This window comes from Stenotrophomonas sp. 22692 (assembly GCF_052045015.1).
Taxonomy (GTDB): domain Bacteria; phylum Pseudomonadota; class Gammaproteobacteria; order Xanthomonadales; family Xanthomonadaceae; genus Stenotrophomonas; species Stenotrophomonas geniculata.
Genome location: NZ_JBQEMR010000005.1, coordinates 10,290 through 33,459, shown reverse-complemented (window position 1 = coordinate 33,459; position 23,170 = coordinate 10,290). Strand labels below are relative to the sequence as shown.

Annotated in this window: 19 protein-coding genes; 10 read left to right on the top strand and 9 right to left on the bottom strand. The window is 68.3% G+C overall.

Features of this window, described 5'->3' with window-relative positions; all coding sequences use genetic code 11:
- The first annotated feature begins 119 nt into the window (after positions 1 to 119).
- A complete protein-coding gene (locus ACTJJM_RS07130; protein ID WP_010482155.1) occupies positions 120 to 1,898 on the top strand; it encodes an MFS transporter in 1,779 nt (592 codons plus the stop codon).
- A gap of 52 nt (positions 1,899 to 1,950) precedes the next feature.
- Here ACTJJM_RS07130 and ACTJJM_RS07125 read toward each other — a convergent pair whose 3' ends face one another.
- From ACTJJM_RS07125 to ACTJJM_RS07110, 4 genes are all read right to left on the bottom strand, one after another.
- On the bottom strand, positions 1,951 to 2,421 hold the full coding sequence (locus tag ACTJJM_RS07125) for a SecDF P1 head subdomain-containing protein (protein WP_010482157.1): 471 nt from the start codon (positions 2,419 to 2,421) through the stop codon (positions 1,951 to 1,953).
- Entirely contained in the window at positions 2,418 to 2,969 is a 552-nt protein-coding gene (locus ACTJJM_RS07120) for an HdeD family acid-resistance protein (RefSeq protein WP_021203354.1), read from the bottom strand. Before ACTJJM_RS07120 ends, ACTJJM_RS07125 begins: the two co-directional genes overlap by 4 nt.
- A gap of 58 nt (positions 2,970 to 3,027) precedes the next feature.
- Complete coding sequence (locus tag ACTJJM_RS07115) at positions 3,028 to 3,723, bottom strand: ComF family protein (protein ID WP_019661633.1); 696 nt, start codon at positions 3,721 to 3,723, stop codon at positions 3,028 to 3,030.
- A 97-nt stretch (positions 3,724 to 3,820) separates the two neighbouring features.
- Positions 3,821 to 5,161 (bottom strand): chloride channel protein, encoded by a 1,341-nt coding sequence (locus ACTJJM_RS07110; RefSeq protein WP_440865339.1) that lies wholly within the window; start codon positions 5,159 to 5,161, stop codon positions 3,821 to 3,823.
- Positions 5,162 to 5,364: 203 nt separating this feature from the next.
- Between ACTJJM_RS07110 and bioB the strand changes: the two genes are divergently transcribed.
- From bioB to bioC, 5 genes are all read left to right on the top strand, one after another.
- Complete coding sequence (gene bioB / locus ACTJJM_RS07105; protein WP_126560475.1) at positions 5,365 to 6,408, top strand: biotin synthase BioB; 1,044 nt, start codon at positions 5,365 to 5,367, stop codon at positions 6,406 to 6,408.
- A 67-nt stretch (positions 6,409 to 6,475) separates the two neighbouring features.
- On the top strand, positions 6,476 to 7,699 hold the full coding sequence (bioF, locus tag ACTJJM_RS07100) for an 8-amino-7-oxononanoate synthase (protein WP_049454073.1): 1,224 nt from the start codon (positions 6,476 to 6,478) through the stop codon (positions 7,697 to 7,699).
- A gap of 17 nt (positions 7,700 to 7,716) precedes the next feature.
- Positions 7,717 to 8,496 carry a pimeloyl-ACP methyl ester esterase BioH gene (gene bioH, locus ACTJJM_RS07095; RefSeq protein WP_049454077.1) on the top strand — a complete coding sequence of 260 codons (780 nt, stop codon included), beginning with the start codon at positions 7,717 to 7,719 and terminating at the stop codon, positions 8,494 to 8,496.
- 29 nt (positions 8,497 to 8,525) lie between these two features.
- Positions 8,526 to 9,305: an SDR family oxidoreductase gene (locus ACTJJM_RS07090; protein ID WP_100447001.1), complete on the top strand. Its 780-nt coding sequence runs from the start codon at positions 8,526 to 8,528 to the stop codon at positions 9,303 to 9,305.
- Positions 9,306 to 9,317: 12 nt separating this feature from the next.
- Positions 9,318 to 10,202: a malonyl-ACP O-methyltransferase BioC gene (gene bioC / locus ACTJJM_RS07085; RefSeq protein ID WP_010482174.1), complete on the top strand. Its 885-nt coding sequence runs from the start codon at positions 9,318 to 9,320 to the stop codon at positions 10,200 to 10,202.
- Between the two features lie 113 nt (positions 10,203 to 10,315).
- On the opposite strand, the gene ACTJJM_RS07080 is transcribed toward bioC, so the two are convergent.
- A complete protein-coding gene (locus tag ACTJJM_RS07080; protein WP_029379804.1) occupies positions 10,316 to 10,960 on the bottom strand; it encodes a YdcF family protein in 645 nt (214 codons plus the stop codon).
- Complete coding sequence (locus tag ACTJJM_RS07075; protein WP_224328762.1) at positions 10,945 to 11,907, bottom strand: pyridoxal-phosphate dependent enzyme; 963 nt, start codon at positions 11,905 to 11,907, stop codon at positions 10,945 to 10,947. Before ACTJJM_RS07075 ends, ACTJJM_RS07080 begins: the two co-directional genes overlap by 16 nt.
- A gap of 159 nt (positions 11,908 to 12,066) precedes the next feature.
- On the opposite strand from ACTJJM_RS07075, the gene ACTJJM_RS07070 reads away from it, so the two are divergent.
- Both ACTJJM_RS07070 and mnmG read left to right on the top strand, forming a co-directional pair.
- Positions 12,067 to 12,549: a hypothetical protein gene (locus tag ACTJJM_RS07070; protein ID WP_197578184.1), complete on the top strand. Its 483-nt coding sequence runs from the start codon at positions 12,067 to 12,069 to the stop codon at positions 12,547 to 12,549.
- A gap of 548 nt (positions 12,550 to 13,097) precedes the next feature.
- Positions 13,098 to 14,987: a tRNA uridine-5-carboxymethylaminomethyl(34) synthesis enzyme MnmG gene (gene mnmG / locus ACTJJM_RS07065; protein WP_049454080.1), complete on the top strand. Its 1,890-nt coding sequence runs from the start codon at positions 13,098 to 13,100 to the stop codon at positions 14,985 to 14,987.
- A 150-nt stretch (positions 14,988 to 15,137) separates the two neighbouring features.
- Here mnmG and smeC read toward each other — a convergent pair whose 3' ends face one another.
- From smeC to smeA, 3 genes are read right to left on the bottom strand one after another with little or no spacing between them, the layout of a single operon-like run.
- The gene (smeC, locus tag ACTJJM_RS07060; protein WP_305730591.1) at positions 15,138 to 16,553 is read right to left on the bottom strand and encodes a multidrug efflux transporter outer membrane subunit SmeC; all 1,416 of its coding nucleotides are present in this window, start codon (positions 16,551 to 16,553) and stop codon (positions 15,138 to 15,140) included.
- Positions 16,550 to 19,699 (bottom strand): multidrug efflux RND transporter permease subunit SmeB, encoded by a 3,150-nt coding sequence (gene smeB / locus ACTJJM_RS07055; protein WP_312385820.1) that lies wholly within the window; start codon positions 19,697 to 19,699, stop codon positions 16,550 to 16,552. The genes smeC and smeB overlap by 4 nt, the downstream gene beginning before the upstream one ends.
- 12 nt (positions 19,700 to 19,711) lie before the next feature.
- Positions 19,712 to 20,908, bottom strand: coding sequence for a multidrug efflux RND transporter periplasmic adaptor subunit SmeA (gene smeA, locus ACTJJM_RS07050; RefSeq protein ID WP_049480076.1), 1,197 nt, complete (start codon positions 20,906 to 20,908; stop codon positions 19,712 to 19,714).
- A 117-nt stretch (positions 20,909 to 21,025) separates the two neighbouring features.
- On the opposite strand from smeA, the gene baeS reads away from it, so the two are divergent.
- Together baeS and ACTJJM_RS07040 are read left to right on the top strand one after the other, a co-directional pair.
- Entirely contained in the window at positions 21,026 to 22,429 is a 1,404-nt protein-coding gene (gene baeS / locus ACTJJM_RS07045; protein WP_019337018.1) for a sensor histidine kinase efflux regulator BaeS, read from the top strand.
- Positions 22,426 to 23,115, top strand: coding sequence for a response regulator (locus tag ACTJJM_RS07040; protein WP_010482190.1), 690 nt, complete (start codon positions 22,426 to 22,428; stop codon positions 23,113 to 23,115). The genes baeS and ACTJJM_RS07040 overlap by 4 nt, the downstream gene beginning before the upstream one ends.
- Positions 23,116 to 23,170 lie beyond the last annotated feature (55 nt).

The following is a 23,170-nucleotide window of genomic DNA, read 5'->3' as shown; positions in this document are numbered from 1 at the left end:
GCGGCATGGGGAACCTCGATATCGGAACGGAAAGCAGCCGAGCATGGCTCGGCTCTACAGAATGCACTCTGCGACGAACCGCCGCCGGGCCTGGCCCGGCGCTACCACAGGAACTGCCGATGACTGCAAGCACCGCTCCGCGCTGGCCCGTACGCTACCTGCTCTTCATCGGCGGCCTGGGGGGCCTGCTGTACGGCATCGACATCGGCATCATCGCCGGTGCCCTGCCCTATCTTGAAGCGACCGCCAGTCACGCCTGGCAGCTCAGCAGCCAGCAGCTCGGCTTCGTGGTGGCGGCCGTACTGCTGGGCAGCGTGCTGTCCTCGCTGTTCGCCGGCATGATCGCCGACCTGATTGGCCGCCGCGGCGCGATGCTGCTGGCCGGCCTGCTGTTCACCGCCTCGATTCCGATCATGGCACTGGCCTCCGGCTACACGCCGCTGCTGCTGGGACGCCTGCTGCAGGGCATCAGTGGCGGTTTGATCGGCGTCGTGATTCCGTTGTACCTGGCCGAAGTGCTCAGCCCCGAACGGCGCGGGCGCGGCGCGGCCATGTTCCAGCTGCTGCTGACCGTTGGCCTGGTGCTGGCAGCCCTGATCGGCCTGTACCACGCCCATGCCGTGGATGCCGCCGCCGAGGCCGTGCGCTCGCTGCCGGTCGCGCAGCAGGCGCAGGAACTGTTCACGGTGAAGGACCACGCCTGGCGCACCATCTTCTGGACCTGCCTGGCGCCCGGCCTGCTGTTCTGCGCCGGTATCTTCTGGCTGTCCGAATCACCACGCTGGCTGGTGCGCCGCGGCCGCATCGATGAAGCCCGCCGCAGCCTTCAGCGCGTCCTCCCCGCCGCAGACGTCGAGCCCACGCTGGCCCAGATCCAGGCGCCGGAATCGAGCAGCAGCGACGGCAAGCGCGACCCGCTGCTCAGCCGCCGCTACGTGGTGCCGTTCGTGCTCGCGTGCGTGGTGCTGGCCTGCACCCAGGCCACCGGCATCAACTCGGTGCTGGCCTACGCGGTCAACATCCTCAACCAGGCCGGCCTGTCCGGTTCGGTGGCCAACGGTGCCGACGTGGCGATCAAGCTGCTCAACGCGGTGATGACAGTGGTCGCGCTGCTGCTGGTCGACCGCAAGGGCCGCAAGTTCCTGCTGATGCTGGGCAGCGGTGGCATCTGCGTGGCCCTGCTGGCGGCGGCCACGCTGTTCTTCCAGGCCGAGCGCGGACGCGCCGATGTGCAGCCTCAGCTGCAGGCGGCGGTCAGCGGCGAAGGCCTGCAGCTGGTGCTGGATGACGCGCAGTGGCAACGCCTGAGCAATGGCATCGACAGCCAGGGCCGACCGATGCAGCTGACCGTGTCGTACGCCTATGGTGATTTCACCAATGTGCGCGCCCTGCGCAGCGACAACCTGATTGATCGCGAACTGCGCATCGAGCGCACCGGCACCGTGCAGCCGGACAGCGTGATCGGTGCGTTCTTCCGCAAACTCCACCTGAATCCATTTGCCGACCCGGCCAGCGCCAGCCAGGCGCCATTGCGCATCGAGCAGGCCCGCATTGGCCCGGTGCCGCCACCGGCACACGGCTGGGCCGTGGCCACCTGCATCCTGGTGTTCGTCGCGTTCTTCGCCGTCGGCCCCGGCGTGTGCGTGTGGCTGGCACTGTCGGAGCTGATGCCGAACCGCATCCGTTCCAATGGCATGAGCATCGCGCTGCTGATCAACCAGTTCGTGTCCACCACCATCGCCGCCATCTTCCTGCCCACGGTGGGCCACTACGGCTACGCCAGCATGTTCGTGTTCTGGGCGGCGTGCACTTTCGTGTTCTTCCTGGTGGCCGCGTTCTGGCTGCCGGAGACCAAGGGCAAGTCACTGGAAGAGATCGAAGCGCGGTTCGCCCGGTAGCGGTCGACCTTGGTCGACCTCCATGCGCAGCGTGGGGGTGTTGGCACGTCCGTCAGTCGCCCGTGATGTGCTTGGCCAGCGCCTGCGCCTCGGCAACGCTGGGCAACCCGCTCAGCATCATCGATTCGCCGAACGGTCCCTGCACCGTCGCCACCATCAGCACGCGGCCATCCACGCTGATCGCCGCTCGCTGACCGACCAGTGCTGCCGTGCCATCGTGGATGCGCTGGTGCGCTTCGTGTCGAAACCGGATCTGCAGGCCCGGCTGCTTGGCCTCGTCCAGCACGTAGCGCACATCGGCGATGTCGGCGCTGCCAGCGATCGGCGGCTCGCGCAGGGCGAGCGTTTCGCCCTGCCACTGCGCCTGCCTGCCCTTGCCGTCCGCATCGACAGCGCTCAGGCGTACATCCACACCCGCGCGCGGCGCATGATCCTTGCCTGCCAGCGCACCGGGCGTGGCACCCGGCATGCATCCGGCCAGCACCAGCGCTGCGCCCAGCAGGAACGGAAACGCGCCCCTCACTTCAGCTTCCGCAGCTTGAACGCCACCAGCACCTGCAGCAGCCCGTACAGCAGGCTGCCAATGCCGATCCACAGCGTGGTCACCGCCACGCCTGCATACGGATTGGCCGCGAACAGCAGCCCCAGCACCACCGCCAGCACGCCACTGAGGATCAGCAGCCACTCGCCCTGGATCTGCTTGCGCACGCGGATCGCGAACACGATGCGATAGATGCCGGCTACCAGCAGCCACGCCGCCAGGAACAGCACCAGCACGCTGGCGGTGGCCAGCGGATTGATCACCGCCAGGATGCCGAAGCCCAGCGAGGCGATGGCATACAGCGCCAACCAGCCACGCGAGGCACCACTGCCGCCGCTGATCAGTGCGAACAGGCTGATGACGCCTTCAACGATGGCCATCACGCCCAGTGTCCAGGCCAGTGCCATCGCTGCGGACAGCGGCCAGCCAATGGCAACGATGCCGAAACCCAGTGCGACGAGCCCGTACAGCAGCAGGATCCACCAGCTGCGCCCAACCGCCGACAACAAGGGAGACAAGGGGGAATTCATGGCCACTCCTCCGATCCGGAACCGGCCTCATCCTAGCCCCTGTGGATGAAGAGGGCGATCACGGCGCCCGCGCGCAGACCCACACGCGCACCTCCGCTGCGCCGGCCAGGCGCAGCGTCTCGGCGACCTCCATCACCGTGCTGCCAGTCGTCATCACGTCATCGACCACGGTCAGCCGCGAGGGCACGGAACCACGCACGTCGAACGCATCGAACAGGTTTTCCCTGCGCTGTTCGGCCGTGCGTTCAGACTGCGGTGCGGTATGCCGCTGCCGGTACACCCCCTGCCAGACCGGCATCGGCAGCAACCGGCACAGCTCGCCGGCCTGGTTGTAGCCGCGCTGGCGCAAGCGTCGCCTGTGCAGAGGCACCGGCACCAGCGGCGTGCACGACCACGGCGGCGGTGCGCGCTGCATCAGCTGCGCGAGCAGGCGTCCAGCGGCGAGATCCTGATGGAACTTGTAGCGGACCAGCAACTGGTCAACCGGCGGCAGGTACAGCAGGCTGGCATGCGTGGCGGCCTGTGGCGGCACCTCTTCGCGGCAGGTGCCGCAGACGATCAACGCTGTGTCCGGCAACGGCAGCGCGCAGCGCAGGCAGGCACGGCCTGCCCAGGGCAGATCGGCCAAGCAAGCCCAGCACAGATCAAGATCATCGTGGCCCGGGTCGCCGCAGACCAGGCAGCGGAGCGGTAGCAGCACACCAAGCAGTGCGCGCGAGACACGGGTTGCCGAACGCAGGAGATAAGTACGCATCACCCAATACTTGATGGCGCACGCCGCGTGCGGCCATCGGCGAAGCACCGATTGCAGTGTCGGAACTGCCCTCAACTGCGACGGGGGCCGCCGCCCGTCAGGAAAGGCGTTCGCCCTGTCCGGTCGCCGGTGGCGTAGCGGCGGGCCCGATCAACAACTCCGCCAGCCCGCGATAGATCGGCACCCTGCACACCAGCCCGGACACGCCACGCGCGATCAGCACCGTGGCCAGTATCGGCAGCAGCAGGTCGCCACTGTCGGTCAGCTCCAGCGAGATCACCGCCGAAGTCAGTGGCGCCTGAGTGACGCCGGTGAGGTACGCACACATGCCCAGCAGCACGAACGCGCGCGGGTCCACGCCGGGCATCAGCACCGCCAGGTTGTGGCCCAGTCCCGCACCGACCGCCAGCGCGGGCGAGAACAAGCCTCCGGGAATACCGGCCACGTACGATGCGAGGTTGGCCAGCAGCTTCATCAACCCGAACTCGTGACCGACCACCGCCTGCCCCTGCACCAGGCTGCGCGCCTGCTCATAGCCGGTGCCGAACGCGCCTTCACCGAAGACCAGGGCGAGCAGTACCACCACCAGGCCGCAGCCTGCGGCCAACAGAACCGGATGCCGCTGCCGCAGTTGCCCGAGCCAGCGCGGGCGGCCCGCCGCACTGGCCAGCACCGCACGCGCGAACAGGCCACCCAGCAGGCCCGCCACCACGCCGCACAGCAGGATTGCCAGCCAGCCCTGGCCGAGCGGCAGGCGTGCGCTCACATGGCCGAAGTAGGTGTAGTTGCCCAACAGGCCCAGCGACACCACGCCACCGACGATCACCGCGGTCAGCAGGGTGCCTGAGAAGCGATGCTCGAAACGACCGCTGAGCTCCTCGATGGCGAAGACGATGCCGGCCAGCGGCGTGTTGAACGCCGCCGCGATACCCGCCGCACCACCGGCCAGCAGGAAGTGCGAGAGCTCGCGGGGATCCTTGAAGCCGAACCAGCGGCCGAACAGGTACATCAAGCTGGCGCCTACGTGCACAGTCGGGCCCTCGCGGCCCACCGAGGCGCCACCCAGCAGTGACAGCGAGGTCAGCAGCAGCTTGCCGGCCGAAACCGCGGGTGAAAGGTTGGTCTTCCGGAACGGCTCATCGGCCTTGTCCAACGCGGCGATGACCTGCGGAATGCCGCTGCCGCGCGTGGGCTTCAGCACACCGGCGGTCAACCAGGCCAGCAGCGCGAAGATGCCCGGCGTGAGCAGCAGGGCCCACCACGGCGAGTGCGACGTGATGCGCTGGAACAGATGGAACGCCGCGTCGCTGGCCTTGGCGAACAGGATCGCCACCAGCGCCACGGCCACGGCGCCGCCCCAGAGCGCGGCGCGGCGGCGCCAGGCTTCACTGAGGACCAGCGCGCTGACGCGGCCGCGGAGGCGATGGAGATCGATCATGGGAACGAGTCTGCGTGACAGCGATTGCATTGGGCAGCAGGCACTGTGGCTGGATGCCTTGCGGCATGCGGTGAAATGCAGTGCATGGGTCGGTGCTTGAGTCACGAAGGATCTGTAAACCATTTCGAAATTAGAATGGTTGACAGTACTGCCACACCCAACCACACTGCCGCCCTCGCTCCACTCGTACCCAAGGTCCCGCCATGGCTGCTGCCATCCGCTACGACTGGCAACACGACGAACTGCAGGCGCTGTTCGATCTGCCGTTCCCCGAGCTGCTGTTTCGCGCCGCAGCGGTCCATCGCGAGCACTTCGACCCGTCGCAGGTGCAGGTGTCCACGCTGCTGTCGGTGAAGACCGGCGGCTGCCCGGAAGACTGCGCGTACTGCCCGCAGGCGCAGCGCTACAGCACCGGGGTGAACGCGCAGAAGCTGATGGAGACCGACGCGGTGCTGGCCAAGGCACGCCAGGCCAAGGCCGCCGGTGCATCGCGCTTCTGCATGGGTGCCGCATGGCGTTCGCCGAAGGATCGAGACATTCCGAAGGTCGCGGCGATGATCGCCGGGGTGAAGGCACTGGGTCTGGAGACCTGCGCCACGCTGGGCATGCTCAGCGGCGAGCAGGCGCGTGCGCTGAAGGACGCCGGCCTGGACTACTACAACCACAACCTCGACACCGCGCCGGACTACTACGATTCGATCATCCACACGCGCCAGTACCAGGACCGCCTGGATACGCTGGAACACGTGCGCGATGCCGGCCTGAAGACCTGCTGCGGCGGCATCGTCGGCATGGGCGAGACGCGCGCGCAGCGCGTCGGCCTGCTGCTGGCGCTGGCCACGCTGCCGGCGCATCCGGATTCGGTGCCGATCAACAAGCTGGTGCAGGTGGCGGGTACGCCGCTGCATGGCAGCGCCGAACTGGACCCATTCGAGTTCGTGCGCATGATCGCGGTGGCCCGCATCGCCATGCCGCGCTCGATGGTGCGGCTGTCGGCCGGGCGCGAGGCGATGAGTGACGAACTGCAGGCGCTGTGTTTCCTGGCCGGCGCCAACTCCATCTTCTACGGCGACAAGCTGCTGACCACCGGCAACCCGGAAAGCGAGCGCGACCTGGCCCTGTTCGCTCGGCTGGGGTTGCAGCCGATGGCGGTGCAGGTGGATGCCGAAGGCCACGACCACGGCGGTACCGTGCACTCCGATATCAGTGCCGATACGCCCGGCTGTGGCTGCGCTCACGCGGCCTGAGACGGGCCGCAAGCAGGCGCCGCGGCAACGCGCTACCCTAGCCGCCCCGTCGACGCATTCAGCCACCATGGCCCGCCCCGACCTGACCGCCCGCCTCCACGCCCAGCGCGCTCTGCGCGATGCCCAAGGCCGTCGCCGCCCGCGACGCACGGTCACCCGTCGTGATGGCGTGCGCCTGGAAGTGGACGGCCAGTGGCTGACCGGCTTCTGCAGCAACGACTACCTGGGCCTGGCCCAGCAGTTCAGCGTGGTCAACGCGCTGCAGGACGCCGCCGCACGCGAAGGCGCTGGCGCCGGTGCCTCGCACCTGGTCTGCGGCCATCATGCCTTGCATGAGGCGCTGGAACGCGAGGTGGCCGAGTGGCTTGGCTATCCACGTGCGCTGCTGTTCGGCAGTGGCTTCGCCGCCAATCTGGCGGTGCAGCAGGCACTGCTGAGCGAAGAGAACGACGTGTGCGTGCAGGACAAGCTCAACCACGCCAGCCTGCTCGATGCGACCCGGTTGGCCGGTGCACGTCTGCGCCGCTATCCGCACCTGGATCCGGAAGGCGCAATGCGTCAGCTCAAGCACGCGCCCGATGGCGCGGCCATGCTGGCCACCGATGGTGTCTTCAGCATGGATGGCGACATCGCACCGCTGCGTGCATTGTCGCTTGTGGCACGCCTGCAGCAGGCGCTGTTCTATGTGGATGATGCGCACGGTGTCGGCGTGGTCGGTGATGGCCGTGGTGCCGTGGCCGCCGCCGGGCTGGGCGTGGACGACGTACCGCTGCAGCTGGTCACACTGGGCAAGGCACTGGGCGGTTCCGGTGCGCTGGTGCTGGGCCGCGACGACCTGATCGAGCATCTGGCCGAAACCGCGCGCCCGTACATCTACACCACCGCCGTGCCACCGGCGATGGCCGCTGCTGCGCTTGAAGCAGTGCGCCTGGCGCGCCGCGACCACTGGCGTCGCACAAAGCTGACCGACCTGATCGCGCTGTTCCGCACTGAAGCGCGTCGCCATGGCCTGGACCTGATGGCTTCGGAAACACCGATCCAGCCGCTGCTGTTCGGCGATGACCGCACCGCCGTGGCGATGTCCACGGCGCTGGAACAGGCCGGCTGGCTGGTCGGTGCAATCCGCCCGCCGACGGTGCCGGAAGGCAAGGCACGCCTGCGCGTGACACTGTCCGCGCTGCATACGCCGGAACAGGTGCGTGGCCTGGTGGAGGCCATCGCCAGCGCGCGCGATCGCGTGACCCTGGCCGTGCGTGAAGCCGCGCCACCGCCGCTGCCCGCTTTTGCCTGAGTTCCGTGTCGTTGCCCATGCATATTGACGTCACCGGCCGTGGGCCGGACCTGGTACTGATCCACGGCTGGGCCCTGCAGGGCGGTGTATTCGCGCCGCTGGTGCAGCGCCTGGCAGACCAGTTCACCCTGCACCTGGTCGACCTGCCCGGCCATGGCCACAGCCGCGACGACACCACGCCGCTGCGCCTGCCGTTCGTGGTCAGTGCCATTGCCGCGGCCACACCCCCGGCGGTGTGGTGCGGCTGGTCGCTGGGTGGCCTGTTCGCACTGCATGCGGCGGCCACGCTGCCGAAGGTCCGCGGCCTCGCGATGATCGCCGCCACGCCGCGCTTCGTGCGTGGCGAGGACTGGCCGCACGCGGTCGAACCGGCAGTATTCGAGCAGTTCGGGCGTGAGCTGGCCACCGACTTCGGCGGCACGCTGGAACGCTTCCTCGCGCTGGACGTGATGGGCTCGGCGCATGCCCGCGAGGAACTGCGCACCCTGCGCCAGCGCCTGGTCGAGCGCGGTGCGCCCACCGAACGCGCCCTGCTGGAAGGCCTGCGCCTGCTGGAGAGCACCGACCTGCGCGGGGCACTGCCGACGCTGGGCAAGCCCAGCCTGTGGATCGCCGGCCAGCGCGACCGCCTGGTGTCACCGGTCGCCATTCAGGCCGCTGCGGCGCTGGCCCCGGGTGCGCAGGCGCTGACCATCGCCCACGGTGGACATGCGCCTTTCCTCGGCCATGCCGATGAGGTGGCCGCCGCCCTGCAACACTTCGTTGCCGGCCTGTCACCGGCCGATGGCGGACAATGAGCCCCCTCCGAATTCCGCAGGATTGACGCATGGATCTGGGTATCAACGGCCGCTGGGCACTGGTCTGCGGCGCAAGCAAGGGGCTGGGCCTGGGCTGCGCGCGTGCGCTCATACGCGAGGGCGTGAACGTGGTGATCGTGGCGCGTGGCGAGGCTGCACTGAAGGTCGCCGCCGACGAACTGCGTGCACTGCCCGGTGCCGGTGAGGTGCGCGCCGTCGCCGCCGACGTCACCACCGAGGCCGGCCGCACTGCGGCGCTGGCCGCCTGCCCGCAGGTGGACATCCTGGTCAACAATGCCGGTGGTCCGCCGCCCGGTGATTTCCGCAATTTCGAACGCGACGACTGGATTGCCGCGCTGGACGCCAACATGCTGGCGCCAATCGCGCTGATCCGCGCCACCGTCGACGCGATGATCGAGCGCGGCTTCGGCCGCATCGTCAACATCACCTCGTCGGCGGTGAAAGCCCCGATCGACATCCTGGCGCTGTCCAACGGCGCGCGCAGCGGCCTGACCGGCTTCGTCGCTGGCCTCTCGCGCCGCACGGTGGCCCACAACGTCACCATCAACAACCTGCTGCCCGGCCAGTTCGATACCGACCGCCTGCGCGCCAACTTCGCCCACAGCGCGGGCAAGGACGGCGATGCCGGCGAAGTCGCTGAACGCCGCCGCCAGCAGATTCCCGCCGGCCGCTTCGGCACGCCGGACGAATTCGGTGCCGCCTGCGCCTTCCTGTGCAGTGCACAGGCCGGTTACCTCACCGGGCAGAACCTGCTGATCGACGGCGGCGCCTACCCCGGTACGTTCTAAGAGACTTTCGCAATGCCGTCCCACTTCGATGCCCGCCATGTCCGTCGCGCGTTCGCGCGTGCCGCCAGCAGCTATGACGCCGCTGCCGCCCTGCAGCGCGAGGTGCAGTCGCGGCTGATCGAATCGCTGGACTACCTGGAGGCACGCAAGCCCGAGGTGGTGCTGGACATCGGTGCCGGCACCGGCCACGCCAGCGCGTTGATGAAGAAGCGCTGGCCGAAGGCGCAGGTGATCGCGCTGGACGTGGCGCTGCCGATGCTGGACCAGGCCAAGCGCCAGGCCGGCTGGTGGAAGCCGTTCCAGCGCCTGTGCGGCGACGCCGCCGCATTGCCGTTGGCGGACAACAGCGTGGATGTGATCTTCAGCAACCTGTGCCTGCAGTGGGTGGACGACCTGCCGGCGGTGTTCGCAGGCTTCCGTCGCGTGCTCAAGCCCGGTGGCCTGCTGCTGTGTTCCACCTTCGGCCCGGAAACCCTGATCGAACTCAACGAAGCCTTCGCGGCCGCCGATGACCGCCCGCACGTGAGCCGCTTCGCGCAGATCGCCCAGTTCGGCGATGCGTTGATGATGGCGGGCTTCCGCGACCCGGTGCTGGATCGCGATCTGTTCACCCTGACCTACGACGACCTGCCCTCGTTGATGCGCGAACTGCGCGCGATGGGCGCGACCAACGCGCGGGTGGACCGCCGCCACACACTGACCGGGCGTAGCCGTTTCGCGGCGGCGGCAGCGGCGTATGAACCGATGCGGCGCGCCGACGGCAAGCTGCCCAGCAGCTGGGAAGTGATCTATGCCCATGCCTGGGCACCGGACCCCGGCGCACCAATCCGCGAAGGCGGGCATGACGTGGCCTCGGTGCCGGTGTCGGCGATTCCGATCCGGCGCAAGCAGACCTGATCGAAAGCCGCCGGGCATGGCCCGGCGCTACCGGGCGCGCGATAGGGGCCGCGCCGGGTGCACCAATGGTAACGCCGGGCCATGCCCGGCGAGCGCAGCGGCGCGGCAGCCGCTCAGGTATTGGCCGGCGAACTCAGCGGCGGGCGCACCAGGTCGCGGTGGAAGAAGTAGATCTCCTGCACCAGGAAACGCCAGCTGGTGTGGAAGCTGCGGAAGCGCGTGCTGGGCGTGGACGAGGCCAGCGCATCGATGCCCAGTGCCTTGCTCAGTCGCAGCGCGCGCGCCATGTGCAGCGGGTCGCTGACGATGATCACCCGGTGCAGGTCGCGCTGGTCCATCAGTCGCTTGGCTTCGACCAGGTTCTGCACGGTGTTGCGCGAAGCGGTCTCGATCAGGATCGCATCGTCCGGCACGCCATGCTTGAGCGCGTAGCGGCGCGCCACCTGCGATTCGGAGAAGCGCGCACCGGTGCCGCCATAGCCGCCGGTAAAGATCAGCAGCGGCGCGTACCGGGCCTCGTACAGGTCCAGTCCATGCCGGATACGTTCTTCGAACACCGGCGATGGCTTGGCGTCATAGGCGGCCGCACCCAGCACGATGATGGCATCGGCCTTGGCGGCCTGGTCGCGCTCGCCGACCCAGACGATCCAGGCAGTCACACCCAGCAGCCAGATCACCAGCAGGACAAACAGCCGCCACAGCCAGCCCAGCAGGCCGGTGCGAGGCCGATGCCGGTCGCGGCTCATGGCGCCCCCCAGCGCAACGCGGGCAGGTCGACGTTGCCGCCGGACAGCACCAGGCCCACGCGCAGGCCGGCAAAACGTTGCGGCTGTGCCAGCACCGCGGCCAGTACGGTGGCCGAGGATGGCTCGACCACCTGCTTGAGCACCTCCCACAGCAGGCGCATTGCGGCCATGGTCGCAGTGTCATCTACCACGATCACCTCGGCACCGGCCGCGCGCAGCAGTTCGAAATTGGGCGCGCCGATCAGGGTACGCAGTCCATCGCAGATCGTGTCCGGGGTGAACGCGCCCTGCCGCTCGCCAGCGGCCAGCGAGCGCGCGGTATCGTCGGCTCCGGCTGGCTCGGCCAGCACCAGGCGGGTCTGCGGGCTGGCGTGCTGCAGCGCCAGCGCAGTACCGCTGGCCAGGCCACCACCACCCATCGGCACTACCAGCACATCGAACGGGCCGTCGCTGTGCAGCAGTTCCAGGGCAGCAGTGCCCTGCCCGGCCATCACCGCCGGGTCCGTATAGGGATGCACCAGGGTCGCGCCGGTATCGGCCTGCACCCTGGCACAGGTGGCCTCACGGTCGGCAATGGTCGGCGGGCAGCGCCAGAGCGTGGCGCCGTGGCGGGCGATGTTCGCCAGCTTGGCCGCCACCGCCCCTTCCGGCACCACCACATGGCAGGGAATGCCACGCGTGCGCGCGGCCAGGGCCAGCGCGGCACCGTGGTTGCCGGAGGAATGGGTCACCACACCGGCACTGGCGCGATCGGCATCGAGCGACCACACCGCATTGCAGGCACCACGGAACTTGAATGCGCCACCGCGCTGCAGGTGCTCGGCCTTGAACGCCAGCTGCGCGCCGGCCAGCGCATCGAGCGTGCGCGAGCGCAGCACCGGCGTCACGCTGGCGTGCGGGGCGATCCTCGCCGCAGCAAGCAGGACGTCATCGGCGCGGGGCAACAGTGAATCGCTCATGACGCAAGATTAACGTATGGCTTCGCGCTGGCGACCGGGACACAGGTCATGCCAGCATGCAGCCCTACGCCTCCATTCATCCTGGCCGGCGGAATTAAGGGCCGATTCAACGCTGGCGCCCGAAGCTGACTGCACACCCGTCCTCTGGGGGGACCCACCATGAAAACGCGCCTGATGCTTGCCGGTGGCCTGTTGCTGGCCCTGACCGGCTGCACCACCTACGACTATGTCGGCGGCGGCCGCAGCGGCAGCTACTACCACGGTGCGCCGTCGGTGGAGTACCGCTACCCAGCCGGCTATCCCTACAACTACGGCCCCTACTACGGTGGCTATGGCGGCTACTACGGCGGCTACGGCAATCCGTATTACTCGCGCCCGATCTACCGCCCGCCGCACAACCATCGCCCGCCGCCGCGCCCGGGCAATGGTGGCGAGCACCGTCCGCCGCCGTCGCGACCGTCGTACAACGGTGGTTCGCCGTGGCGGAACATGGACTCGATGCGCCGCCCGCCGCAGTCGAACGCGCAGCCGTCGGCGCCCCCGCCGCAGGCCCGTCCGGCACCGGCACCGAGTGCGCCGAGGATGAACGGTTCCCCCTGGCGCAACATGGATCGTGCGACGCAGCGCACAGTTGAGCGCTGAACCGTCTTGCATTTCACACGGTCTAAGCCGCAATCTACGCGAACAGTGACGGCCCGCGTCACAAAGTGACAAAAACGACACGGGCCGCCGCAAAAAAGCTCTACGTCGATATCCGACAGGAACATCTGGATCCCCCCTGTTCCGGCCCTGTCGGATGTCGGCACCTCTGAAGGCAGACGGCCCCGCAATGCGGGGCCGTCTGTTTTGTCGGGTCGCCGACCGGCGAAGGCCCCAGCTTCAGTAGATCCACGCCATGCGTGGATGGCGCCTTCCCGACAGCCCAAAAAACAGGGCCGGACAGTCCCCCGACTGCCGGCCCTCTGCTCCCCCACCGTGCGCCTGTACCGGCCCCTGTTCCAATTCCGGTCACGGGCGCCTACGGCGCCAGCCACGGTGGGTGCTATTGGGTTATCTGCAAAAATCCTGCCAACTTTAGGGCTGATTTCGCCGCCAACCGGCCTGCACCGGCGTCCCGGCCCCGAATGGCGCTAAAATCGCCACCCCGGCGCCGCCCCCCGGCCGCGCCCGCCCCCAGCTGAACAGCCCCCATGAACCCGTCCTTCCATCGTTACGACGTCATCGTCATCGGCGGTGGCCACGCCGGCACCGAAGCCGCGCTGGCCGCGGCCCGCACCGGCGTGCGCACCCTGCTGCTGACCCACAACATCGAAACGGTGGGCGCGATGAGCTGCAACCCGGCCATCGGCGGCATCGGCAAGGGCCACCTGGTCAAGGAAATCGATGCCCTCGGCGGTGCGATGGCGCATGCCGCCGACCGCGCCGGCATCCAGTGGCGCACGCTCAACGCATCGAAGGGCCCGGCCGTGCGTGCCACCCGTTGCCAGGCCGACCGCAACCTGTACCGCATGGCGATCCGCGCCATCGTCGAAGGCCAGGCCAACCTGACCGTGTTCCAGGCCGCCGTCGATGACCTGGTCATCGAAGGCGACGCCGTGCGCGGGGTCATCACCCAGACCGGCCTGCGCTTCGACGCGGAAGCCGTGGTGCTGACCGCCGGCACCTTCCTGGCCGGCAAGATCCATGTCGGCCCGACCCAGTATGCCGCCGGCCGCATGGGCGACCCGCCGGCCACCACGCTGGCCGCGCGCCTGCGCGAGCGCCCGTTCCAGGTCGACCGCCTGAAGACCGGCACGCCGCCGCGCATCGATGGCCGCTCGCTGGACTACAGCGTGATGGACGAGCAGCCGGGCGACACGCCGCGCCCGGTGATGTCCTTCCTCGGCTCGGTGGACGAGCATCCGCAGCAGGTCAGCTGCTGGATCACCCACACCACCGAACAGACCCACCAGATCATCCGCGACGCGCTGCACCGCTCGCCGCTGTACAGCGGCCAGATCGAGGGCATCGGCCCGCGCTACTGCCCGTCCATCGAAGACAAGGTGGTGCGCTTCGCCGAGAAGGCCAGCCACCAGATCTTCGTCGAGCCGGAAGGCCTGGGCATCGTCGAGATCTATCCCAACGGTATTTCCACCTCGCTGCCGTTCGACGTGCAGCTGGAGATGGTGCGCAGCATCCGCGGTTTCGCCAACGCGCACATCACCCGCCCCGGTTATGCCATCGAATACGACTTCTTCGATCCGCGCGGGCTGAAGGCCTCGCTGGAAACCAAGCTGGTCAACGGCCTGTTCTTCGCCGGCCAGATCAACGGCACCACCGGCTATGAAGAAGCCGCCGCGCAGGGCCTGCTGGCCGGCCTCAACGCTGCACGCCAGGTGCGCGGGCTGGACGGTTGGTGCCCGCGTCGCGACGAGGCGTACCTGGGCGTGCTGGTGGATGACCTGATCACCCACGGCACCAACGAGCCGTACCGCATGTTCACCAGCCGCGCCGAGTACCGCCTGCAGCTGCGCGAGGACAATGCCGACCAGCGCCTGACCCCGGCCGGCCGCGAAATGGGCCTGGTGGATGACCGCCGCTGGAACGCGTTCGAGACCAAGCAGGCCGCCGTCGCCGCCGAGCGCGCACGCCTGGGTGCACTGTGGGCAACCCCGGCCAATGCGCTGGGCCGCGAAGTGCAGGACACGCTGGGCGTGGCGGTCAGCCGCGAAACCAACGTGCTGGACCTGATCAAGCGCCCGGAGCTGGACTACGCGCAGCTGATGCAGGTGCCGTCGCTGGGCCCGGCCGTGGCCGACGCCAAGGTGGCCGAGCAGGTGGAGATCGGCGTGAAGTACGCCGGCTACCTGGACCGCCAGCGCGAGGAAATCGAGCGCCAGCAGCGGCACGAAGCCACGCCGATCGCTGAAGCCTTCGATTACGCGACGGTGCGCGGGCTGTCGGCCGAAGCACTGCAGAAACTGGAGCGGGTGCGCCCGCAGACCATCGGCCAGGCACAGCGGATTCCCGGCATGACGCCGGCGGCGATCTCGCTGCTGCTGGTGCATCTGGAGCGCGCACGCCGCGGCCGCGTGGCGTAAGCGGTCGCACCTGCCTCTGGTGGGTGCCGACCTTGGTCGGCACATGAGTCTGCCTTGGTGGGTGCCGACCTTGGTCGGCACGGAAGCATGGAGTGTCGCGATCTGATGATCCGTGCCGACCAAGGTCGGCACCTACCAGAGCAGTTCGCGTTACCGCGCGTCGGCGCCACCACCCAGCACCTTGAACAAGGTCACCCGGTTGCCCGCCTCCTGCTGCTGCAACGCGATCAGGTCCTGCTGCGCGGCATACAGGTTGCGCTGTGCGTCCAGCGACTGCAGGTAGCCGTCCAGCCCGGTGCGGTAACGCGCATCGGCCAGCGTGTAGCTGCGCTGGCTGGCAGCGACCAGCGCGCGTTGCGCGTCCATCTGCGCGGTCAGGTGATCACGCGTGGCCAGCGCATCGGCAACTTCGCTGAAAGCCTGCTGGATCGCCTTCTCGTACTGCGCGACGCCGATGTCCTTGCCGATCTTCGAGGCATCCAGCGACGCCTTCAGTGCGCCGGCATGGAAGATCGGAGCGGTGATACTGGGCGCGAACGACCAGCCACGGGTACCAGCCGAGAACAGCGTCGACAACGCGGTGGAGCTGTGTCCGTAGTTGGCAGTCAATGTCAGCGTCGGGAAGAACGCAGCGCGCGCGGCGCCTATATCGGCATTGGCCGCCTGCAGCGCGTGTTCGGCGGACAACACGTCCGGGCGCTGCAGCAGCACGCTTGAGGGCAGGTCGGCCGGCAACGGCGCCAGTGCCACGCTGCCCTCCAGCGCCTGCGCGGTCGGCAGCAGGGCCGGATCCAGCGGCGCCCCCACCAACAGCTGCAATGCATCGCGATCCTGCGCCTGCTGCGTCTGCAGCTTGGCCAGCGCGCCGCGCGCGGCTTCCACGCTGGTCTGCACCTGCGACAGGTCCAGCCCCGAGGCCAGCCCCTGCGCATGGCGGGCCTCGGTGCGCTGCAGGGTCTGCTGCTGGCTGTCCAGGGTCTGTTGCGTGAATGCCAGCGACTGCCCATCGGCGGCCAGCGCCAGCCACGCCGTCGCCACTTCGGCGACCAGACTGGTGCGCGCCGCACGCTGGTTCTCGGCACTGGCCAGCCAGTTCTGCAGGGCTTCGCTCTTCAGGCTGCGGATGCGCCCGAACAGGTCCAGCTCCCAGCTGCTGATGCCGACCTGCAGCGCGTCGGACTCGGTCACCTGGGTGGCCCCGGTCTCACTGTTGGCGTCACTGACCCGCGAACGGGTGACGCTGCCGCTGGCATCCACCGACGGCAGCAGCGCCGCACGCTGGATGCGGTACTGCGCCCGCTCCTTCTCCACCTGCAGCACGGCCACGCGCAGGTCGCGGTTGTTCTGCAGCGCCAGCGCGATCACCTGCTGCAGGCGTGGTTCCAGGAACACCTCACGCCATGCCGGCATCGCCGGCGCAGGATCAGCCTCGCCGGTGGCCGCATTGCCGAACTGCACCGGCACCGGTGCCCCGGGCCGCTGGTAATGCGGCGCCATGCCCACGCAGCCACCGAGCACGGTGGTCATCGTCGCGGCCGCCAGGGCGCGCAGCAGCATCGGCTTCATGGACTTGCCTCCTGGGCAGTGGCGTGAGTCGCTGCGCGCCCCGGGAACAGGCGGCGCACCAGCAGGTAGAACAACGGCACGAAGAACATGCCCAGCACCATCGAGGCAACCGTGCCGCCGGCCACGCCGGTACCCAGCGAACGGCGCGCGGCCGAACCGGCGCCGGTGGCGAACACCAGCGGCAGCACGCCCATCAGGAAGGCCAGCGAGGTCATCACGATCGGCCGCAGCCGCAGGTAGACCGCCTGCAGGATCGCCTCGCGGGTGCTCTTGCCCTGCTGTTCGAGGATGCGCGCGAACTCGACGATCAGGATGCCGTTCTTGGCCGCCAGGCCAATCGTGGTCAACAGGCCGACCTGGAAGTACACGTCGTTGTTGAGGCCGCGCAGGTTCATCATCAGCACCGCACCGAACACGCCTACCGGCACCGCCAGCATCACCGCGAACGGCACCGCCCAGCTTTCATAAAGCGCGGCCAGGCACAGGAACACGAACAGCAGCGAGATGGCGTACAGCATCGGCGCCTGGTTGCCCGACAGCTGTTCCTGGTAGGCCATGTCCGACCACGCGTGGCTGAAGCCTTCCGGCAGCGTATCGGCCAGGCGCGCGATCTCAGCCATCGCCTCGCCGGAGCTGACGCCCGGCGCCGGCTGGCCGGTGATCTCCATCGCCGAGATGCCGTTGTAGCGCTGCAGCGCGGCCGGTGCGCTGGACCAGTGCGCGCTGACCAGCGATGACAGCGGCACCATCTGCCCAGCCTGGTTGCGCACGCTCCAGCGCTCGATGTCCTGCGGCTGCATTCGTGCTTCGGCAGCGCCTTGGATGAACACCTTCTTGATGCGGCCCTTGTAGATGAAGTTGTTGACGAAGTCGCCGCCCAGCGCCGCGTTCAAGGTGTCATTGATGTCCTGCGGATTCACGCCCATCGCCTGCGCCTTGGCGTCGTCCACCTTGACCGCATACACCGGTGCATCTTCCAGGCTGGCATAGCGCACGTTGACCAGCTTCGGATCCTTGGCAGCTTCCTTCAGCAATGTGTTGCGTGCAGCCACGGCGGCGGCATGGCCGGCACCGCCTTCGTCCTGCAGTTCCAGGGTGAATCCGCCCGCATCGCCGAGACCGAGGATGGCCGGTGGCGAGGTGATGAACACCTGCGCATCGGGCACGCTGGCCATGGCCTTGGTCAACCGCGCGGCGATGGTATCGGCGTCGTCCTTGCGGTCATCCCAGTCCTTCAGGCGGATGAAGGCCTGGCCGACATTCTGGCCGCTGCCGGTCACGCTGAAGCCGGCGGTGGCCTGGATCGACAGCACGCTGTCGTCTTTTACTGCGGCGGCACTGAGGCGATCCATCACAGCACGGGTCTGTTCCAGCGTGGCGCCGGCCGGCAGCTTCACCAGCGCGTTGAGCATGCCCTGGTCCTCGTCGGGCAGGAACGCGCCGGGCAGGTGCCACAGCAGCAGGCCGGTGACCACGCTCAGCACCAGGTAGAACACTACGCCGAGCGTGCGCCGACCGAGGAAACCATCCACCCGACGACGCAGGCCGTTGGAGGTGCGCTCGAAACGGTGGTTGAACCAGATGAAGAACTTGCCCAGCAGGCTGGGTTCGCCGCCGTGGTCGCCGTGCGGATGGCCGCCCTTGGGAATCTGGTGCAGGATGCTGCCGCACAGCGCCGGGGTGATGGTCATCGCCACCAGCACCGACAGGATCATCGCTGCCGCAATCGTCACCGAGAACTGGCGGTAGATCACGCCGGTGACACCGCTGAAGAACGCCATCGGCAGGAACACTGCGGTCAGCACCAGCACGATACCGACCAGCGCGCCGGTGATCTGGCCCATCGCCTTCAGCGTCGCCGGCTTCGGCGCCAGCCCTTCGAAGGTCATCACCCGTTCCACGTTCTCCACCACCACGATGGCATCGTCCACCAGCAGGCCGATGGCCAATACCAGCGCGAACATGGTCAGCGTGTTGATCGAATAACCGAACGCGGCCAGAACGCCGAACGTGCCCAGCAGCACCACCGGCACTGCGATGGTCGGGATCAGGGTGGCGCGCCAGTTCTGCAGGAACAGGTACATCACCAGCACCACCAGGATGATCGCCTCGATCAGGGTGATCACCACTTCCTTCAGCGAGATGGTCACGAACGGCGTGGTGGTGAACGCCACGTGGGCGGTGTAGCCATGCGGCCAGTACTTCTGCAGCTGCTGAAGCCGTGCATCGATGGCCTTGGACACGGCGATGGCGTTGGCACCGGCATTGAGTTCGATACCCAGCGATGCAGACGGCTTGCCGTTGAAGGTGCTGATGCTGTCGTAGCTCTCCGGGCCCAGGCCGATCTTCGCCACCTCACCCAGATGCACCACGCTGCCGTTGGCATCGGCCTTCAGCACCACCTGCGCGAACTGTTCGGGCGTGTGCAGGCGGCTGCGCGCGGTCACCGTGGCGTCGAGCTGCTGGCCCTTCAGCGCCGGCTGGCCGCCGAGTTCACCGGCCGAGACGTCGGTGTTCTGTGCCTGCAGCGCGGTCTCGATGTCTGACGGCATCAGCGCGTACTGGCGCATCTTCTCCGGGTCCAGCCAGATGCGCATGGCGTACTCCTGGCCGATCGGCTGGATGTTGCCGACACCGCTGACGCGGCTGATCTGGTCATCGATGCGCGCTTCCATGAAGTTGGCGACATCGAAGTTGTCCATGCTGCCGTCTTCGCTGGTGAACGACAGCACCTCGAAGATCGAACCACTGGACTTGGTGATGGTCAGGCCGTTCTGCTGCACCGCCTGCGGCAGCGTGGCCATGGCCGCCTGCAGCTGGTTCTGCACCTGCACCTGCGCGGTGTCCGGATTGGTGCCGGTGGCGAACACCAGGTTGACCTGCGCCGAGCCGTCGGAGGCACTGGTCGAGGTCATGTACATCAGGTGATCGAGGCTCTGCTGCGACTGCTCGATGACCTGGGTGACCGCATTTTCCACGGTCTGCGACGAGGCACCGGTGTAGGTGGCACGGATGGTGATGGTGGGCGGGGCGATCTGCGGGTAGCGGTCCACCGGCAGGATCAGGATCGCAAGTAGGCCGAGCAGGCTGACCGCAATGGCGAACACCCAGGCGAAGATCGGCCGGTCGATGAAGAAACGAACCATGCGCAGCAGGCCTCAGTGCGACTTTTCGTCGGTGTTGCCGTTCGGGTCGATCGCCGGCATCGCCGCCAGCTGCGCCGTGGTGGCCGCCACCGCCTTGACCTCCTGGCCCAGTGATACCGCACTGCCGTTGCTGACGATCACCCGTTCGCCGGTCTTGAGACCATCGGTGATCTGCCACTGGTTGCCGACCACCTGGCCGGTGCTGACCCGGCGCTCGACCACATGATCCTTGGCGTCGAGCAGGCGCAGCAGCGGCTCGCCGCGTTCGTTGCGCGTCACCGCCTTCTGCGGCACCAGCAGCGCGCGCGCGTCGGTGGCCATCGGCAGCACCGCCTTCAGGTACATGCCGGGCAGCAACAGGCCGTCCGGGTTCGGGATGACCGCACGCAGCACCACATTGCCGGTACCCGGATCGACCGCGCTGCCGACGAACTCCAGCGTGCCTTCGTGCGCATAGGTGCTGCCGTCCTCCAGCAGCACCTTCACCTGTGCCTTGCCATCGATGGCCTTCACCAGGCCGGCATCGAGCTGCTTGCGCAGCGCCAGCATCTGCGTGCTGGACTGGGTGACATCCAGGTACACCGGGTCCAGCCGCTGGATGGTGGTCAGCGCGGCGTCCTGCCCGGCCGCGACCAGCGCACCAGCGGTCACGCTGGAGGTGCCGATGCGACCGTCGATGGGCGCGGTCACCCGGGTGTAGTCGAGATTGATGCGGGCGGCCTGCAATGCAGCGCGCGCGGCAATCACGTTGGCCTGCGCCTGCTTCAGCGCCGAGGTGGCGTCGTCGGCATCCTGCTTGCTGGCCGCATCCATGCTCACCAGCGCGCGGGTGCGCTCGGCCTTCGGCTTTGCCGACAACACGGTGGCCTCGGCCTGCGCCAGCTGCCCGCGGGCGGTATCGAAGGCCGCCTGGTATGGCGCCGGATCGACCTGGTACAGCAGCTGCCCCGCCTTGACCTGCTGGCCTTCGGTGAACAACCGCTGGCGGATCAGGCCGCCGATCTGCGGCCGTACCTCGGAGATCTCGAACGGCACGGCGCGGCCGGGCAGCGTCTGCTGTAGTGCCAGCGGCTGCGCGCTGGCCGTGATGACGCCCACTTCGGGCATGGCCGGTGCTTCAGTCCTGCCCGCCGAACAGGCCGCCAGGGCCAGCAGCAGGGGCAGCAGCAGGGGACGCGGGGAACAGGACAGCGGGCGCAGGAGTGACATGGGGGACGTGGGGGCCTTGCGTTGACCCGTGCACGCTGCCGTGGAACTGTGCAGAGAATATGGAGATTGTGCGACCGGCTCAGCTGGCGCTTGCTTTCGGCGCCGCATGCGCCGCTAATGGCCTCCGCGATGGCGAAGATTCGACTCAAATTCGGCCTGACCGCGAAGACCTTCCTCGCGATCTTCACCGCCTGCCTGCTGGTGCTGGCAGTGAACGGTATTGCCAGCCGCGTGGCCTTCCAGACCGGATTCCTGGACTACCTCAACGACCAGGGCGACCTGCGCATGCAGCGGCTGATGCCCCACCTGCAGCGTGAGTACCGCGAGCACGGTGGCTGGGGACATCTGCATGGTGATGGCGACCGCTGGGCGCGGTTGCTGCGCCCGGATCTGGCCCATGGGCACGAAGGACCGGTGCCGCCGCTGTCCGACCAGACCGGCGTGCCGTCGCGTCTGGGCCTGTTCGATGCGCAGCACCACTTCGTGGCCGGCAACCCCGACGCCACCAGCGATGACGAGCCGCATGCGGTGCAGGTGGACGGGCAGACCGTAGGTTGGCTGGGCATGGTGCCGTTCCAGACCGTCATCGCCACCAACGACCTGAATTTCTACAACACCCAGGTGCGCGCCTGGTGGGTGATCGGCATCGCCCTACTGCTGGTGACGGTACTGCTGGCCTGGCTGGTATCGCGGGCGCTGCGCCAGCGCCTGGCCAAGCTGGCCGCGGCCACGCACCGGCTGGCGGCCGGTGACTACGCCACCCGCATCGAGCGCACCAGCGACGATGAGCTGGACGCACTGGTCAACGACTTCAACCGGATGGCGCAGGCGCTGGACGATACCGAGCGCAACCGCCGCGCCTTCATCGCCGACATCTCGCACGAGCTGCGCACGCCCCTGGCGGTGGTGCGCGCCGAGCTGGAGGCGATCGAAGACGGCATCCGTCCGCTGGACCGCGCCAACCTGGTGGGCCTGCAGGGCGAGATCCGCCAGCTGGGCAAGCTGATCGACGACCTGCACGACTTGTCGATGACCCAGTCTGGCGGCCTGGCGTACCGCTTCGCGCCACTGGACTTGGCGGCACTGCTGCGCAGCGAACTCAACGGCATGCGCGTGCGCTTCGCCAATGCAGGCCTGGCGCTGGAGGAAGATCTGCCCGCCATGCCGTTGCAGGTGTCCGGTGACGAACGGCGCCTGCAGCAGGTGCTGGCCAACCTGCTGGAGAATGCACTGCGCTACACCCACGCCGGTGGCCGCGTACTCGTGCAGGCAGCGCACGTGCCTGCCGGCGTGCAGCTGATCGTGGAAGACACCGCGCCGGGCGTGCCGGCCGACAAGTGCGCGCTGTTGTTCGAACGCTTCTACCGCGTGGAGAGTTCGCGCAATCGTGCCAGTGGTGGCAGCGGGCTGGGCCTGGCCATCAGCCACAACATCATCCTCGCCCACCACGGCGTCATCCACGCAGAGCCCTCGCCACTGGGCGGGCTGCGCGTGGTCATCACCCTGCCGGAGCCTGCATGAGCACGCCGCCCGCCACGTCCGCGAAGATCCTGATCGTCGAGGACGAGCCACGCCTGGCCTCGGTACTGCGCGACTACCTGGCCGCTGCCGGCATGGCCAGCGAGTGGGTGGACGACGGTGGCCAGGTGATCGACGCGTTCGCGCGCTACCAGCCCGATCTGGTGCTGCTGGACCTGATGCTGCCGCAGCGCGGCGGCGTGGACCTGTGCCGCGAACTGCGCGCCAGCAGCGATGTGCCGGTCATCATGGTCACCGCACGGGTGGAAGAGATCGACCGCCTGCTGGGCCTGGAGATCGGTGCCGACGACTACATCTGCAAGCCGTTCAGTCCGCGCGAAGTGGTCGCTCGGGTAATGGCGGTGCTGCGCCGCTACCGCCCAGACCCCGGTGCGCGCGCCAACGGCGGCCTGCACATCGACGAGCCGGCCGCACGCGCCACCTGGAACGGCAAGGGCCTGGACCTGACGCCGGTGGAATACCGCCTGCTGCGCACGCTGCTGGCCACGCCAGGCCGGATCTGGGCGCGCGATGAACTGCTCGACCGGCTGTACCTGGACCATCGCGTGGTGGTCGACCGCACCGTCGACAGCCATGTGCGCAACCTGCGCCGCAAGCTGGCCGACGCCGGCATGGAAGGCGAGCCGATCCGTTCGGTGTACGGCATGGGCTACAGCTACGAACCCTGAGCTCCCTGTAGAGGGGGGGGGGGATTCCGGTTGGGGGGGGGGGGGGGAAGGGGGG